This window comes from Tolypothrix sp. FACHB-123, assembly GCF_014697075.1.
Lineage (GTDB): Bacteria > Cyanobacteriota > Cyanobacteriia > Cyanobacteriales > Nostocaceae > Aulosira.
Map to the genome: position 1 here is coordinate 94,873 of NZ_JACJRE010000025.1, position 17,645 is coordinate 112,517.

Sequence of the window (17,645 nt, forward strand, 5' to 3'; positions counted from 1 at the left end):
TCAGCCTCCAGATTAGAGCAATTGATGAGCGGGTTAGCGGGTTGCACCTTAGTTGATTACCTATCACCCATTTTCAACCTTGGTTGTGAAACTATAAATTACAAATTACGAATGATAAATTACGAAATTATTTAACCTATTCTGACTTCTCCCATAAACTTTGATAGCCCGTGACAATCCGACTACCATCCTTGAGGACATGGATTTCTATCTGATCGCTAGCCCAAGAAATTTGGTCTTGGAAATCAGGATTAAAAATATGTACTCGTTGATTGCTAGAAGAGACAGGAGAAGTAGGAGAATGAATTGCCAAAGACTCGACAAAAGGCCCGTCAATCAAAATATCTAATTGTTCTAATAACTCTTGAGAACCAGGCGGAGCAGATTCCGATTGTAATAGCTTCAGGGTAAATCCTGTAAAAGACATCACATTTAACCCAGCAGCTTTTAACTTCCGCGCCAAAGATGCTAATGCAGGTGCTTGCCAAAATGGTTCGCCACCAGAAAAAGTCACACCTGTATTTTTTGGGTTTTTGAGAATATTTGCAGCCAGAGTATCAACAGTTACCAATTGATTAATTTCAAATGGCCAAGATGCAGGATTAAAACAGCCAGGACATTCTCGAAGACAACCTTGCACCCAAACAACTGCACGACAACCAGGCCCGTTGACTTCTGATTCATCAACATAACCCATGATGTTTAAATGCTCAGGGGGAATTTCTATTAATGCTAGCGATGGGTTGCTGGATTTTGTTTCCATCTGTTTCCTCCTTAAAAGCGTTACATGTTAACCATTGATAATAGTTAAGCCACTGCCGGGTAAGTTACCGGGATATTGATGGCATCGTGAATTTGAGTAGCAACAGCAGCAAGGATGTCACCGCTGACACATTTGAGGTTTTGAACAAGGTAAGGAGTAGATTGAGCAATATTGTTACCGCGTGCCTCCAATTGCCTTACCAAAACACGGGGACGGGAAGGCACGTTGATTTGAATTTCATTAGGTTGGAGACGTTGAATAATTTCGATATAATCCTTGACCATGTCGGGTGTCCAACGAGACAAGACCATTGTTTGAATAGCCAAATGGCCCTGGTATTCTTGCCTAAATTGCTCGATTCCCGCTAATATGTCTGGCAGATTAATTGTCTCTACAGGACGATTAATTTGCTGCAATTGATTTGACGAAATTGCATCTAATTTTGCGGCAACTATATCTGCTAATTTTAAAGCGCTGCGAACTGTCGGATCGTGCAACATTGTGCTATTAGTTAAGACTACTGTTGGTAGCCTAGTAACTTTCTTAACTACCCCAATAATTTTTTCTAAATTTAATGCCAAGGTCGGCTCACCACTACCGCTGAGAGTCACCACGTCTATTTGTTCTAAAGGCAATTTAGCGCGTAAATCATCGAAAATTTGCATTGTTGGCACAAAAATTTGCCTTTGTGTGGTAGTTACTTGAATTTTCCCCAACTGACAATAGACACAGTTAAAAGAACAAGTAGATACTGAACAAATCGGATCGATACCAAGCGATCGCCCAAATCGCCAAGAATTTACCGGGCCGTAAACCGCAGAATGCTGTGGCTGCTGTCTAGATAGGGTTGCACTCATACTTGCCTCTTCAGGAAATCAAACATACACTGGTATCAAAAATCTATTCAATATTTAGATTCACTACAAATTTATCTCTAGATTTTGAGGAACTTGTGAGGGTATGGGGCATTGGGTATGTTTAAATTTTGAATTATTTCTCGCCCTTTCCTTCCTTTGGCATCTTCACATTGTCCTGGTGTTTCCTGTGCTTTGAATTCACAATGGCTCATCCGCAATCAAACATCTATGAATGATGGGAAATTAAATTAATAATTGGTATGGCAATTAATAATCAGCAATTCACAATTTTATTGGTAGATAGCAATCCCGAAACCTGGGAGTTTTTAGCAAATATTATCGGTGCGCCAGATTATCAACTACAAAGGGTAACTGCGGGAAATTTGGCTATCAATGCGGCACTTGCTTCTTTGCCTAATTTGATTTTGCTGGATCTGATGTTGCCAGATATGCATGGTTATGAGGTTTGGCAACATCTTCAGTCTCACAAAGAGACAAAGTACATACCAATTATTTTTCTGGGATTTGATGAAGAGTTAATTCAAAAAATATTACCTAATAAATTTGATTTAGTTGATTTTATTGCTAAACCATTACGTCGTGAAGAAGTTTTATTACGGCTGCAAAAACAACTGAATTTTCAAAAGATTAAATTTCGTTATCATGAGCATCAACACCAATTAATTAGCAGAAAACGAGAGCTAATCAAACAAAATAGGCATAATCAATCTATTTTAGATGCTACCAAAGTAGGAATTTGTCTCACGGATGAAAATGGCTATTTTGTCGAGGTGAATCATGATTATTGTCAAATGTATGGCTGGACTCGTGAAGAACTGATTGGACAACAATTTACAATCCATTATGCTAATTCAACAGTTGGGGAAAAAGCACATTTAATTCAGCAATATAAAAATTTTATCTCTCTCAATGCTCAGCCTGAAAAACGAGAATTTAGTATTACCCGTAAAGATGGTTCGCGGTTAACTGTAGAAACAATCCAAGCGATTTGTCAAAAGGATGATGGCAAATTTGTGGTGACTACTCTGATTGATATCAGCGCCCATCAACTTGCACAAGCTCGCCAAAAATCTCGTGAACGCTATTTAGCAGCCTTGGGACAAATTCAACATCAGTTATTAAGTTGTGATAGCAGCAATAAATATTACAAGAAAATAGTAGAGATTCTTGGCCCCGTATCAAAAGCTAGTCGTGTATACATTTATGAGAATCACCCATTAATTGGAAGTGACTTTGCGATTAATCTATGTGCGGAATGGTGTGCGCCAGGAATTCCGCCGAAAATTCTCCACCCAAATCGCAAAACTTTTTCTGCGGAAGATTTTTCTGTAGGTTGGGCGGCTTTATTATCACAAGGTGAAATGATTGCGGAGATTGTCACCGAATGTGCAGACGCAGAACGGGAAAGATTAGAAATTCAAGGAGTTTTCGCGATTTTAATGTTTCCGCTGTTTGTCAACGGCGAGTTTTTTGGCTTGATTGGCTTTGATAACTGTGTAGAAGTGAGAGGTTGGGAAGCTGGGGAAATTTCCATTTTACAAGCAGTCGCCACCGCGATCGCGATCGCCCAGGAACGCAAACAAGCAGAGGATAGTCTCAAAGCCCAAATTACCCAACTCCAGCAAGAATTTCGCGTCAGCGAAGCTTCTCGCAAAGCGCGCCTCGTCGCCCTCAAATCTAGCGAAGGTAAATATCGTCAGCTAGTTGAGACATCTCAAGACGCGATTTGGTCTGTGGATGGAGATGGTTTAATTACTTTTATTAACCCAGCGGTTAAACAGTTTTTTGGTTACGAACCCCAAGACATGATTGGGCGTAACTTTACTGATTTTATTTTCCCCGATCAAGTATCTCTAATTGAACAAAAATTTGCCAGTCTGTTACAGGGAGAGTCTGTTTTTCAGGAAGAAGTTACTTGTTTTGCCAAAGACGGTAGCATTTTGTATTTAACAATTAATGCGATCGCTGTACGCAATCACGACGGTTCTGTTGTTGGTATTACAGGTACAGCAAGTAATATTACTGAACGTAAACGCGCCGAACAGGCACTGCATACCAGCGCCTTTAAACTGCGTCAGCATAACTTAGTATTAACAGAACTAGCTAAAAATCAAGTACTTTATCAAGACGACTTGAAAGCAGCTGTCAAAGAAATCACAGAAGTAGGTGCAAAAAATATTGAAGTAGAGCGCGCTAGTGTTTGGCTGTATGGAGACAACGACAACATTTTGCAATGTCTGGATTTATTTACCCAAAGTCAACAGCAACATAGTGAAGGCTCTTCTTTGCTAGCAGCAGATTATCCGAGTTATTTTCAAGCTTTGCACTCAGACCAAATTATTGTCGCCCATGAAGCCGCTACAGATCCTCGCACCAAGGAATTTTTAGATTCTTACCTCACGCCATTTAACATCACTTCCATGCTAGATACACCAATCCGGCTAGGAGGAAAGACTGTAGGCGTTTTATGCTTAGAAGCAGTAGCCATTGCCCATCATTGGACATTAGAAGACCAAAATTTTGCTCGTTCCTTAGGAAATTTAGTTTCTTTAGCTTTAGAAGCTAGGGAACGCAGACTTGCAGAAGCAGCAAAACGCATGTCGGAAGAGAAATTAGGCTCGGCTTTTAGATCCTCTCCTGATCCGATTAGCCTGATTACTTTTCCGGATATGCGCTATATCGAAGTTAACGATAGCTTTTGTACATTTTTTGGCTATTCTCGCTCGCAGATAATTGGTCATACCAGTCAAGAATTACAGATTTGGACTAATCCAGAAGAGTCTAATTTCCTCCGCCAAATGTTGCAACAAACAAAAGTGATTCGCAACCATGAAGTTGATGTCAGGACTGCAACAGGGGAAATTAAGACAACACTGTTGAGTGCGGAAATGAGCGAAATTGATGGAAAAAAGTACATACTAGCTACAGCCAAAGATATCACCGAGCGCAAGCAAGCGGAAAATGAAAGTCGGTTGTTGCTGTTGACAACCCAAGCCATGACGCGCGCCATTGATGTTAACAGTGCTTTAGCGATTGTTTTGCGCTTAATTTGCCAAAATATTGACTGGGACTTTGGCGAAGCCTGGATACCAAGCGATGACGGGGCGATTTTAGAACATAGTCTGGGTTGGTATGGCGATCATAACAGCTTAGAAGAATTTTGCTTAGATAGTAAAAACCTGAAATTAGCTTTAGGTGAGGGTTTACCCGGAAGAGTTTGGCAAAGCAAGCAGCCAGAATGGATTGAAGATGTTTCCCTTGTCACCCAACCAATTTTTATGCGATCGCCCCAAGCAGCCAACATCGGTTTAAAAGCTGTCTTTGGCGTTCCCATTCTCGCTGCTAATAAAGTATTAGCTGTTTTAGTATTCTTTAAAAGCAGCGCCATGTCAGTGGATCGGCGGTTACTATTGCTAGTGGGTGCAGTAGCTTCCCAATTAGGCGGATTAATTCAACGCAAAGTAGTAGAAGCAGCCCATAGAAAGAGCGAAGAACGTTTACAACTAGCTTTAGAAGCTAGCGATTTAGGATTGTGGGATTGGGATTTTTCTACTGGTAAAATCTACCGGGATTGGCGCTGGAAGAAAATGCTAGGTTATGCAGAAAATGAAATTGAGGAAAATCAACAAGCTTTTGAGGAATTAGTCCATCCAGAAGATTTAGCTTCAGTCAAATCAGCTTTAGAAAAGCATCTTCAAGGTGCTACTCCCGTTTATGAAGCAGAATTTCGGATGCGCTGCGCTTCTGGGATTTGGAAGTGGATTCAAACTCGCGCTCAGATTTTTGAGCGTGATGAACAAGGTGTAACGCTGCGCATGACAGGTACACACAAAGACATTACTGAACGCAAAACCCTAGAACGAGAAATAGCCCTCAGAGAAGCTCGTCTCAATGCTTTTTTCTCTGGCGCACCTGTGGGAATGGATATTTTAGATAAACAACTGCGGTTTGTGCAAATCAACGAATTATTGGCAGAAATTCACGGTAAACCGCAAAAAGACCACATTGGTAGAACTATTTATGAAGTTGTGCCCCAAATGGCTCTTTTTGTTGCACCATTTTACAAGCAGGTGCTACTAACTGGTCAACCAATTCTCAATCTAGAAGTCAGTATTCCCTCACCCAAAAAACCAGAGACGGTTCGTCATTTTTTAATTTCTTATTTTCCCATTCCCGGTGAAGACGATCGCCCTTCGGGTGTAGGGACGGTAATGGTAGAAATTAGCGGGCGCAAATATGCAGAACAAAAATTACGTTTAGCCAACGAACGCTTACAATATCTGCTCACTTCCAGCCCAGTAGTTATTTATAGCAGCAAAATCTCCGGGGATTTTGGGCACACATTTATGAGCGAGAACGTGAAAACTATGCTCGGCTATGAAGCACGGGAATTTCTGGAAAATCCCAATTTCTGGTTGCGTCACGTTCACCCAGAAGATGTTGAGTATATTTTAAGCAAATTTTCTCTGCTATTTGAGCAAGAATACAGTTCCTATGAATATCGTTTTTTACATGCTGATGGAACTTATCATTGGTTATACGAGCAGGTAAGGTTAATTCGTGATGAAGCAGGTAAACCCATAGAATGTGTGGGTTATTGGGCGGATGTGAATGCGCGAAAATTGGCAGAATTAGCTTTGCAAGCCAGTCAGCAACGCTATCAACTTTTAGCCGAAGCCTCGCCAGCTTGTATTTTTCACACTGATGTTGAAGGCAATGTATTATATTTAAATCAACGCTGGACGGAAATTACTGGACTTTCCTTAGCTGAATCTCTGCGTAAAGCTTGGACAAAAGCAATACATCAAGAGGATCGCAGGCGAGTTTTGAGCAAATGGAATCAAGCCAGAGTAGCAAAGCATGGGTATAAACTAGAATATCGTATTGTCCGTACTAATGGCACGATTGTTTGGGTATTGTCTCAGTGTTTACCAGAAGTTGGCGATGATGGCGAAATTAAAGGCTACATCGGTACTGTGACAGATATTACCGAAAGGAAATTAGCCGAAGAAGCTTTAAAAGAAAGTGCAGAAAGAGAAAAAGCGATCGCCCAAGTCATTCAAAGAATGCGTCAAACCTTGGATTTAGAGAAAATATTCGCCGCTACTACCCAAGAATTGCGCCAAGTTTTAGATTGCGATCGCGTTGCGGTCTATCGTTGCGATTTAGAAGGTAATGGCGAGTTTGTTTCCGAATCTGTAGGAACTGGTTGGATTTCTTTAATTGAACTCCAAGCAAATCACCCCAATCTCAAATTAGAAAACGATCGGGGCATTATGACATTATTACTGAATACAGATATCTTACCCAATCCCGATTTACCCACACAGCAAAATGTTCTCTATCAATGTGTAGCAGATATTCATCATGCTGGATTTTCACCGGAAACAATCAATTTATTAGAGCGTTTTCAGACCAAAGCTTATATTACAGTACCCATATTATGTGGCGATCAACTTTGGGGATTATTAACTAGTTATCACAATTCTAGCCCCCGGCAATGGAAAACAGAAGAAATTAATATTGCCGTGCAAATTGGCAATCAATTAGGAGTAGCCTTACAGCAAGTACAATTGTTAGCACAAACCCAAAGTCAATCACAAGCATTACAAGCAGCCGCGATCGCAGCTGATGCGGCGAATCGTGCCAAAAGTGAATTTCTTGCCAATATGAGTCATGAATTGCGAACTCCACTCAACGCTATTTTGGGGTTCACACAAATTATGAGCCGGGAAAATTCTTTATCTCATGAACATCAACAACACCTAGCAATTATTAATCGTGCTGGCGAACATTTATTGAGCTTAATTAATGACATTTTAGAAATGTCGAAAATTGAAGCAGGTAGAAGCAGTTTAAATATTAACAGTTTTGACTTAATTAACCTGTTAAAAAGCTTAGAACAAATGTTACACTTACGTGCCGCTTCTAAGAACCTCCAGCTAATATTTGAATATGCTCCTGATATTCCCCAATATGTACAAACTGATGAAAGTAAACTACTACAAGTTTTGCTTAATCTCTTAGGTAATGCCATCAAATTTACTAATAAAGGCAGCGTCATCTTACGAGTTACTACTACATCTGGGGAACAGGAGCAAATGCAAACAGAAAATCCTCCTTGTTCCTCCCACATTCTCTTTGAAGTCGAAGATACTGGACTCGGTATTGCTCCCGAAGAAATTAACTTATTATTTGAAGCCTTTGGACAAACTGAAACCGGCAGAAAATCCCAACAAGGAACAGGACTTGGTTTAGCAATTAGCCGTAAATATGTACAGATGATGGGGGGAGATATTACTGTTAGCAGTATTTTAGGTGAAGGTAGTAAATTTACTTTTGATATTGAAATTCATCCTGCTTCAGCTAGTGAAATTCAGACTCAGCTAACTAAATCTTTAGCGATTGGTTTAGAACCACCTCACAAAGAATATCGCATTTTAGTAGTTGACGATGCCGCAGAAAGTCGTTTGGTATTAGTAGAATTACTGTCATCTATTGGATTTACCGTATGGGAAGCTACTAATGGTGAAGAAGCGATCGCACTCTGGCAAGAATGTCAGCCCCATTTAATTTTAATGGATATGCGAATGCCTATCATGGATGGTTATGAAGCTACAAGAGTGATTAAAGCTACTGAAGCTCAAAATTCTCCTGGCGAACACCAAACGATCATTATTGCTTTAACCGCCAATGCTTTTGAAGAACAACGAGCCGCCATGATTCAAGCTGGTTGTGATGACTTAATTAATAAACCATTCCGCGAAGAAATTCTCTTAGAAAAACTCAGCCAATATTTAGGAGTAAAATATTTTTATCAACAAGAAAACCATCAATTAATCACAGCAAGGCAAACTTCAGCACAAATTTTACCACCTGCTGATTTATTGTCTTTACTATCACAAATGCCAACTGTACTGTTAAAAGAAATATACCATGCCGCTGCTCAATGTAGTGACGATATGCTCTTAAACTTGCTCAATCAAATTCCACCAGAAAACCATGCATTAAAAACATATTTGAGTGATTTAGCCAGTAATTTCCAATTTGAGAGAATTATAGAATTAACAGAGAAATTAGATATGCAAGATGACTAATTATAAAGGAGACAATTGCATGTGACTGCGATCGCTTAAATTGCTTAGGGTGCGTTGTACTGTGCAACAATGCACCATTCAGTAAGTCTATCATCACTAAACTAATACCATTTAAATCATATTTGCGCAGTTCAGGAAATGTTTACCGGATTTAAACTCATGAATTGCGAATTGCTATGACTCGTTTCCTCTCGCGTATTGCGCAAATGAGTTAACATTAACTCATCTCTTTGATGCCAAACTGCAAAAATTTTATCTCTACCATCATATAAGGTTTCTAAATCAATTTGATATCCTGTATCGACTCGCTTCAGCTTTAATCCCAACAAACTTAACAGTCGGCTGAGAATCTTAATCGCGGAGATATTTTCTGTATTGCTACTCAAATTAATCCCCAAGACTCGCTTGATATGCTTACTATTTTGACTTGCTAAATTTTTCAGCAAAATCAATTCTGGATCGTTTTCGGTAAATTCTTTTGTAGCGGCGAGAAAATCTACCATCCCTAAGGCTCTCATCGCCTCAACTTTCAAGGTATAAGTTTTGATATCTGGGAGAAAAACTTGCCCTTCTCCCCAATATAATTGTTGATGCCACTCCTGGCGATCGCGAATGTGAAAATACTCGCTTTCGTGGGTTAAATAATAGTGCGTTAACAGTTGTCCATAATAGCCTTTATCATCCTGCAATTTTAATTCCGGTGTCACCTTCAGACCATACCGTTGACGCAGGATATATTTTTGCATGGCGTGACGTTCATCATCGGTGAGGGAATGTTTAGCTAATAACTGCTCATATTCTACATAATCAATATCTCTGGCTTTGGCGACAGCATTAGCAGCTAATAATTGATTTTGTTGCTTAATATCGCGAATTTTGCGTTTAATTTCTTTCGCTTTAATGCGTTTATCTGTCCAATCTTTTTGGACTTTGACAATTTCTAAAATTAAGCGTTTGCGATTCGCTAAATCTTGCGGATCTGTTGCTAAGAATGCTAGGCGTAAATCGCGAATAATATTATTATGTACGGCGTTGCTTCTAGTTCTAATTTGATGTCCGTCAGCAATTAAGCCTTCTTGTAAAGATTGGCGATAAAGGCGGATGGAAGCATTTACCCTTGCAGATAATTTCGCCCAGGTGCGTAAATGAATCGGATCGTAAACCAAGGGTAAATCTACATCGATTTTATGTAGGGGACTGAGCAAAGCTAAATTATCTTTTTGATTCTCCTGATACCAATAGGAAAGCAAGCGATAATTGGTGCTACCGCTACCAATTAAGCCAATACCTCGTTTAGCACACCAAACCACACGGGGAACATCATCTCTGACTCTGGCTAAGGCTTGTCGCGCATCGGAATCTGGAATTACGCCTTGAAAAATGCCATACACTCTATCAAAATGTTGCACATCAATACTAATTCCTGTACCGATTGTCGGGGTAACAAATACAGTGTCATATTCGGGAATTTTTTGATTAATTGCGGCGACAAAATCAACGGCTGGGTGTCCTGGTGTATTTGTAGTTTGACTGCTGACGACTAAAGTTTTTGGAAATTGTCGCCGGAGTTTTTCTAAACGTTCTTTTAAATAACGTTCGATGGTTTCACAACTGTAACGTCCTGTACGACTATCGGTAGTAACGTAACATTTTCGCCCAGCAATTAAATCTAATTCTAATTGATGAATTAAGGGTGTTGGGTTGGGAGAATCGTAAAATGTTACATCCCATCCCCGTTGAGGTTGCCATTGATTTAAGACTAACCAAGGAGTTAATTTATGTTCAGCTAATCCTTGTAAATATTCTAGGGATACATCCGATAAATCGGCATCTTGAGCGATAACTAAGCCGCCTGTTCTAAATACTGTGGCGATTAATTGTTGGAAGATTTTGAGAATTTTGACGCGCTTTTGTTTGCAAGTATTGCTGTTGAGTAAATGCCATAAAGATTGCTCGACTTCATCTAAAATTACGATTGCACCTTGCCAATCTTCGGGGTTAAGTTTCCAAATAGAATCAACGCATAAGCCAAATGATTTGGGCATGGGGCATTGGGCATTGGGCATTGGGCATTGGGCATGGTTTTGTGGATTGCGTTCTGTGTAATTGATGCCCCAGTTGATGCCGATTTTTTCACAGAGAAAGCGTCCTAATTGGATGCGGTGGGTAATTAATAAAACTGGTTGATTTTTACTTTTAGCACGATGGACTAGAGATTTTAAGCCTGTGGTTTTACCTGTACCTTTGGCTGATTTAACTCCTACTAATCCAGATGTGGGGAAAGGAATTTCGCCTAAATAAGGACAGTTAACGGTGATTGCAGCCGGAATCGTTAATTCTGTATGGGGTTTTGTCTGGGCGAGATAAACTTCTAAATCAATGCTTTGACGATAAACTTTATCGAAACTACTTGCACCTTTCGCTACGATAAATTCATCAACGCCTTTTTCCATTCCTGGTAGTTCGATAACTTTCACAGGACAGTTTTTTTCTTGTAATAAAAAACCGAGTTGAGAAATGGCATTATTAACTGCGGCGATGGTGTTGGGTTTGGTTTCAAAATCAAAGCATATATAAAAGGTGCGTTGTTTGAGGGCGAAAATTCCTAAATCGGGTATTAGCTGACGACGGGTAACTTTCCCAAAGTTATCTTTCACAACGCGATAGCCGCTAGTAATTCCCGGAATTGCGATCGCAGCGTATCCTTGAGTTAGGAGTGTGGCGGCTTTCTTTGCACCTTCGCAAATAATCACGGGTAATTTCTGTTCCATTACCCATTGCCAAAAACCGACAGCTTCACCATGTGGGGCAATAGTAATATTATTGGGTAGAGGAAGATTGTAACGCTGGGCGACTTGCTGCCAAATTTCTAATGTCACTCGCAGACAAAATACCCGCGTTGCTGTGCTGGGTGGATGTTCGTATTTAATCGCCTTACCATTTTGATTCAGGCGCGGTTGGTTAGGCTTAAAGCATCCCCATTCCATTGTCTGCCAATCGGTGAGGGGATCGAGTCCCGAACACCACCAACCGCCTGCTGTAGTGTGGGCGTAACGTTGTAACCAGGCATTTTTTACCATACCGCTATTGGTGCGGGGAAGTAACTCGGAAATCAACAGATATTCATAGGCGTTGATTCCTTCCAGCGACAAAAAATTGAGCTTCGCAAGGTGTAAATTTATGCCACTGCTATTGACTAATTCCTCAAGGTGTTGCGGGTGTAAATAGTGCAGATGCATAAGGCAAAGCTCTAAGGGAGGACGATGGATTTAAAACTTATCATGCCTCTCTCGATTTTCTATCATGGTTTTTATGAGGGTTTGCTGACACTTTTTATACACTGATTTATAAGGCACATCGGTACAGGCTAAAGTCAGCGATTTTTTCTATTGTCTTGGTTCGGTAATAAGTTTGTATTGTGATAAATATTCGCGATTAATTTTTAATTATCAGTAGAATCCTAGATTAAGGAATGCGATCGCATCAAATAACAAAACCAAATCGTTGTCAAGGTGCAGGAAACCGCAACATATAGGCGTTATTCACGACTTTTGCGGTAAAAGTAACAAAAGTTACTGAAAATATAGAGAAGTTGAGGTTACTAACAATTGGGCAAGGAAATGCTATGGCGATCGCATTTTCGCTCATATTTGCAAAATAAAACTATCTCTGCGGTGAAAGTCAGCCTCAGCACCTTGATGAATCAACGCCCAATAAGTTACTTCGCCATCTCTGCGTTTAATTACAGTGGTAATCGCAACTTCTAAAGCTTGTTCTAAAGGAATAATTTTATTTAAATTGAATTCTAGAGTCAGTTGTAAACTATCTTCTTGCTGTTGCACAATAAATGGCAATGCAGAAAAAGCTGTTTCCTCTTGCATTCCTTGACGATAATCATCAAAGTGGTAAACATTCCAATCACCAGATGGAGAAAGATTAAATTCCCAATAACTTGGAGAATTCTGCATTCCTAAGAAAAACTCAAAGCAAGTATCTTCCCATAATTGATGCTTGCGCGATGGTGTTGGTGATGGTGAACCAATGACAATTTCTTTGATATTACCAATTAAAGTATATTCAATCGTCAATTTATTAGGGTTGCGGGCAATTTTAGCGGCAATTTCTATATTAAGTAATTGCCCAATACCGGGGAAAGGTTGCAGAGAAAATGATTGATTGCTCATTTTACATCCTGAATTATGGCGCGAATTTGACTTTCCTGAGTTTCAATGCTTTTTGTTAAGCCAAATTGTACTAGCGCCCTAGCTAAGTTATGTTCTGGATGCTTAACTTTAAAATAGACATTCCCCGCTAAATGATCTGTAAAAAATCTTAACCCTAATTCAAAAGCTATTAACCGAATGGCATCATACATATATGCATAATCATTTTCGGTGAGAAATTCCTTAGCTACGGAAAGATATCCTTGTAATATGCCTTGACAAATATCAGTATCAAAAATAACGCTCTGCCAATCTGCTGTTTCTTCGCCCGATGGATTGCAACCAGAACGCAAACAATCGCCAATATCGTAATGTACTAAACCAGGTTTAACGGTATCTAAATCAATTACACTGACAGCTAAACCAGTTGTAGTATCAAACATGACGTTATTAATTTTGGGATCGCCATGCATCAAACGCAGAGGTAATTTACCTGTAGCTTTGGCATCTTCTAAAGTATGCACAAAATTTTGGCGATCGCTCACAAATTGCAAGCAATAATTTACCTCGGCTGTTCTCTCTACAGATGTTGTCGCCAACACTTGGTTATATTGTTCCAAATAACGCGGCGTAATATGAAACCCTTCTAAGGTATCAGCTAGTTTTTCCGGTGGTAAATCGCTGATTAAATTGTGGAACATTCCCAAAGCATAACCGACTTCGCCAGCTTGAGAGCGATCGCTCATTTGATCAAATGACTGGGAATTACTAATAAAACTAATCGCCCGCCAAAATGAACCATTAGCATCTTTCCAGTTATCTTGTCTATCCTTGGTAAAAAGTACTCGCGGTATTTCCCAGCGTCGATTGAGGGGGTGTTTTTGTAGCCGTTGGCGAATATGCTCAGTGAAAGTACACATGTTATGCATAATCAATTCCGGCTGACGAAATACTTGTGTATTAATCTTTTGCAACACAAAATGCTGTTCAGTTGCTCCATCTAGAGTAACTAAAAAAGTGTCATTAATATTACCACTCCCAAAAGCTTGAATATCTCTAACATTACCTTGAAGTGTAAATTGTTCTGCGATCGCCTGTAAATGATTCGTACTTTGAGTTTTGATATCTTCGATTGTACTCATACTGAACTTCTACGACTCCCCGTGTAAAGACCTAAAAGGAATTAGGGGATATGTTAGCTTATGTTGGGCTTTTGCGCTGCCTTATTTTCACGATTGATATTTACGCCTAGTGATTGACAACCTGATAATTTTTATTTCATCTTGCAAATAAAAATTTCAAAATTCACCATTGATTTAAATTTAATTGTCCGGATTTGATTGAAAAACTGCTCGCTTTTTAAAGATTAGATAAAGTTAAGAACTTTCCAGATAAATTATGATAAATAAAGTAGTCAGGTTATAAATTGGTTAAAATTTAGTTAAAACTTTAAAACTGACAAAAAATTTTTTGTAATTTTCTAGTAAATGAAAAAAACTTACTTAAGTAGGTAGGCGTAATGAAAATATTGGCATAAACCTGAACTGCACAAAGTTCCATATAGCCTCTCGCAGATGAGAAGAGTGAAGTTTTTCAAAAGTAATTTTTATCGATTGGGGTGGTAAATGTCTTTACATTAAGTCATATATTTAAATGCGATCGCGCTGTTTGGTAATGAAAAGTGCGATCGCTTAATTAACTTGCTTTATAGGGTGGGGATTGTGCCCTCATAAAAAATTCTCTAGTTGAGAATACAAGATTTTCCAGGAATAAAACAATGGCAACAATTAAAGGTACATCACTCAACGATATCCTCAATGGTGGTAGTGGTAACGATAGCCTTTATGGTTATCAAGGAAGCGATCGCCTTAATGGTGGAAGGGGTAACGACACCCTCAATGGTGGCAGTGGCAAAGATACCATGTCCGGGGGAGCGGGTAATGATACATACATCGTTGATAACATCGCTGATGTTGTCAGAGAGGATAAGAGTTCCGGCGGTGATGCTGGTGGTAGCAAAGATACGGTTAGGTCTTCTGTTGACTGGATATTGGGGAATTATATTGAAAGGTTAACTTTAACTGGCAGAGCAATTTCCGGAACAGGAAACGCACTCAATAATAAAATTACAAGTAATAAATATCACAACATCCTCAATGGTGGCAATGGCAATGATACCCTTGAAGGGCTAGCGGGGAAAGACTCACTATATGGTGGGCTAGGTAATGATAAGCTCTACGGTGGTGACGATGATGACTACCTGTTTGATAATCAAGGTAAGAATAGCCTGTACGGAGAAAGTGGTAGCGATCGCCTAGATGTTTCCTTCTCATCAACAAATAATACTTTAGATGGTGGTTCTGGAAATGACACCTTAAACGCCGATAATTCCAGTGGCAATAATACCCTCAAAGGGGGATCTGGTGACGATTGGCTGTATGCCAATAATTCCTCAGGGAATAACAGACTCAATGGCGATCGCGGGAATGATTACTTTGAGATTAACGAATCTAGCGGTAATAATACCTTATCTGGCGGTGATGGTAATGATAGCTTTTATGCACAGGAAGTTACAGGCGCTAATAAATTTTCCGGCGGGAATGGTGACGACTTCTTTTATATCTCCAGTGGTGAGACATCCGATTCATCATTTACTCAGATCGTAGATGGTGGTGCTGGTAACGATCGCGTCTACGCCGAAGGCATGGAGAATAATATTACCATCTATGGTGGTGCTGGTGACGATGGGTTAATCTTATTTAACTCCTCAGGCAATAACATCATAAATGCAGGCGCAGGTAACGATTATGTAGATTTTAGTGAATCTTCAGGCAGCAACATCATAGATCTTGGTACAGGTGACGATAGAGTATTTGCCGAATTTCCTGATGGTAATCAGACTATCAACTTGGGTGACGGCAATGACTACGTCTTTATGAAATATGGTTTTGGCTATCAAACCTTGAACGGTGGTGAGGGCAACGATACCCTAACATTCGATTATTATAATGGCGAGCTAGTTTTTAACGGTGGCAATGGTAACGACTCTATCAGTTTAAAAGATGACTCTGGTGGCAATCACACCTTAAATGGTGGAAATGGCGATGATACCCTCAGGGGAGCCGAATATGGTAGTCATGTCTCCAGTGGCGGTGATGGTAATGATGTCATATCTGGCGGTTATTATAATGATGTACTCAGTGGTGGCAATGGCAATGATAGCATCAGGTGTGGCGATGGGAATGATATCGTCGATGGTGGTGCAGGTGAAGATTTCTTAACTGTTAGTTACGACGAGACTGATGATGGTGGCATTACTATGACTTTAGATGCCACCACTACTAACGGTACGATTAATTACGGTACGAAATTTGTTAGCTTCCAAAGCATCGAACGCCTAGCCATATACGGTACAAGCTATGACGACAATATTCAAGGTGGCAATGGTGACGACACCCTAAGCGGGGGTAATGATGGCAAAGATACCATTAATGGTGGTGCAGGTAACGATTACCTGTTCTTTGCTACTTTTACTTTTAATACTGGCATCACCATGACCTTGGATGAAACTACTACTAATGGCTCAATCACTGGTGAGACTCACTCTGTGAGCTTTTCGAGTATTGAACAGTTCTCCATCCAAGGTACATCCTACGATGACAGCATTCAAGGTGGCAATGGCGATGATGCCTTTCTTATGTCTGGGGGCAATGATAGAGTTGATGGCGGTGCAGGTAACGATCTATTGTCGGTGTCTTACTTTAATGGTAGAAATGGTAGCACGATAACTGTAGATGGAACCGCGACTAGTGGCGTAGTTACTGATGGTACTGACTCTACGAGCTTCTGGAATATCGAACGACTAGAAATAAAAAGTACGTTCTACAATGACACTATTCGCGGTGGAGCAGGAGATGAAACCTTTATTTCTTACAATGGCAACGATCTTCTAACTGGTGGCGGTGGTAATGATATTTTTGCCTTCGAGAATTTTGACGGTATTGATACAATCACTGACTTTAACACAGCTGATGATTTAATACAGCTGACTGTTTATGGTTTTGCTTATAGCTTATCGCCCGGTGTACTCTCATCGAGTAAATTTACCATCGGTGCATCTGCCGCAAACAGCAGTCAGCAAATTATCTACAATGATGTCACAGGCGCTTTGTACTTTGACAGAGATGGTAATGCTACAGAATTTAGTCAGGTACAATTTGCCCAATTGGATACGGGATTATTACTGAGCGCGAATAATTTTATTGTTGTTTAATCTAGCTTAACTGCTGGGGAAATAACCTGACGCGATCGCACTTGTTGGTAATGAAAAGTGCGATCGCTCAATTATCCCTTATTTTTCAGTACAAAGTTTTTTCATTCAGAATTTCAAGATTTTACAGGAATAAAACAATGGCAAAAATTAAAGGTACATCACTCAACGACATCCTCAATGGTGGTACTGGTAATGATAGCCTTTATGGTTATCAAGGTAATGATGTCCTCAATGGTGGTAGCGGTAACGACACCCTTGATGGCGGTACTGGAGATGATACCATGTCTGGGGGTGTAGGTAATGATACATATATCGTTGATAGCAGCAGTGATATTGTTAGCGAAGATAATGGTTTAGGCGGCGATGCTGGCAGGGCAAACGCATCTAAATAGAGAAAAGTGCTAAGTAGAGGTGTGTTTTGAGTAGTACAAGAGAACTATATATAACTGGTGAAGAGAGCGATCGCTAAAA

At 39.9% G+C, this 17,645-nt stretch carries 8 protein-coding genes; 3 read left to right on the forward strand and 5 right to left on the reverse strand.

The features are described 5' to 3' along the window. Nucleotides 1–136: 136 nt before the first annotated feature. A complete protein-coding gene (locus H6G41_RS17800; RefSeq protein ID WP_190747516.1) occupies nucleotides 137–763 on the reverse strand; it encodes a 4Fe-4S single cluster domain-containing protein in 627 nt (208 codons plus the stop codon). A gap of 44 nt (nucleotides 764–807) precedes the next feature. After that, nucleotides 808–1,620, reverse strand: a complete 813-nt coding sequence (locus H6G41_RS17805) for a radical SAM protein (RefSeq protein ID WP_190747517.1) — start codon at nucleotides 1,618–1,620, stop codon at nucleotides 808–810. Nucleotides 1,621–1,880: 260 nt separating this feature from the next. Here H6G41_RS17805 and H6G41_RS17810 point away from each other — a divergent pair, with 260 nt between their 5' ends. Next, nucleotides 1,881–8,738: a PAS domain S-box protein gene (locus H6G41_RS17810; protein ID WP_190747518.1), complete on the forward strand. Its 6,858-nt coding sequence runs from the start codon at nucleotides 1,881–1,883 to the stop codon at nucleotides 8,736–8,738. A 131-nt stretch (nucleotides 8,739–8,869) separates the two neighbouring features. On the opposite strand, the gene H6G41_RS17815 is transcribed toward H6G41_RS17810, so the two are convergent. The 3 genes from H6G41_RS17815 to H6G41_RS17825 form a co-directional block, all read right to left on the reverse strand. Then, entirely contained in the window at nucleotides 8,870–11,977 is a 3,108-nt protein-coding gene (locus H6G41_RS17815; RefSeq protein WP_190747519.1) for a plasmid replication protein, CyRepA1 family, read from the reverse strand. Between the two features lie 405 nt (nucleotides 11,978–12,382). Further along, nucleotides 12,383–12,922 (reverse strand): DOMON-like domain-containing protein, encoded by a 540-nt coding sequence (locus H6G41_RS17820; protein WP_190747520.1) that lies wholly within the window; start codon nucleotides 12,920–12,922, stop codon nucleotides 12,383–12,385. Beyond that, complete coding sequence (locus H6G41_RS17825) at nucleotides 12,919–14,043, reverse strand: phosphotransferase enzyme family protein (protein ID WP_190747521.1); 1,125 nt, start codon at nucleotides 14,041–14,043, stop codon at nucleotides 12,919–12,921. The genes H6G41_RS17820 and H6G41_RS17825 overlap by 4 nt, the downstream gene beginning before the upstream one ends. A gap of 635 nt (nucleotides 14,044–14,678) precedes the next feature. Between H6G41_RS17825 and H6G41_RS17830 the strand changes: the two genes are divergently transcribed. After that, nucleotides 14,679–17,174 (forward strand): calcium-binding protein, encoded by a 2,496-nt coding sequence (locus H6G41_RS17830; RefSeq protein ID WP_190747522.1) that lies wholly within the window; start codon nucleotides 14,679–14,681, stop codon nucleotides 17,172–17,174. Between the two features lie 137 nt (nucleotides 17,175–17,311). Beyond that, on the forward strand, nucleotides 17,312–17,566 hold the full coding sequence (locus tag H6G41_RS35795) for a calcium-binding protein (protein ID WP_277878146.1): 255 nt from the start codon (nucleotides 17,312–17,314) through the stop codon (nucleotides 17,564–17,566). Nucleotides 17,567–17,645: the final 79 nt, after the last annotated feature.

Bases quoted from the DNA above. Each gene is read 5' to 3' on its own strand.
- H6G41_RS17820 (WP_190747520.1), bottom strand. From the start codon at position 12,922: ATGAGCAATCAATCATTTTCTCTGCAACCTTTCCCCGGTATTGGGCAA.
- H6G41_RS17800 (WP_190747516.1), bottom strand. From the start codon at position 763: ATGGAAACAAAATCCAGCAACCCATCGCTAGCATTAATAGAAATTCCC.
- H6G41_RS17815 (WP_190747519.1), bottom strand. From the start codon at position 11,977: ATGCATCTGCACTATTTACACCCGCAACACCTTGAGGAATTAGTCAAT.
- H6G41_RS17825 (WP_190747521.1), bottom strand. From the start codon at position 14,043: ATGAGTACAATCGAAGATATCAAAACTCAAAGTACGAATCATTTACAG.
- H6G41_RS17810 (WP_190747518.1), top strand. From the start codon at position 1,881: ATGGCAATTAATAATCAGCAATTCACAATTTTATTGGTAGATAGCAAT.
- H6G41_RS17830 (WP_190747522.1), top strand. From the start codon at position 14,679: ATGGCAACAATTAAAGGTACATCACTCAACGATATCCTCAATGGTGGT.
- H6G41_RS17805 (WP_190747517.1), bottom strand. From the start codon at position 1,620: ATGAGTGCAACCCTATCTAGACAGCAGCCACAGCATTCTGCGGTTTAC.
- H6G41_RS35795 (WP_277878146.1), top strand. From the start codon at position 17,312: ATGGCAAAAATTAAAGGTACATCACTCAACGACATCCTCAATGGTGGT.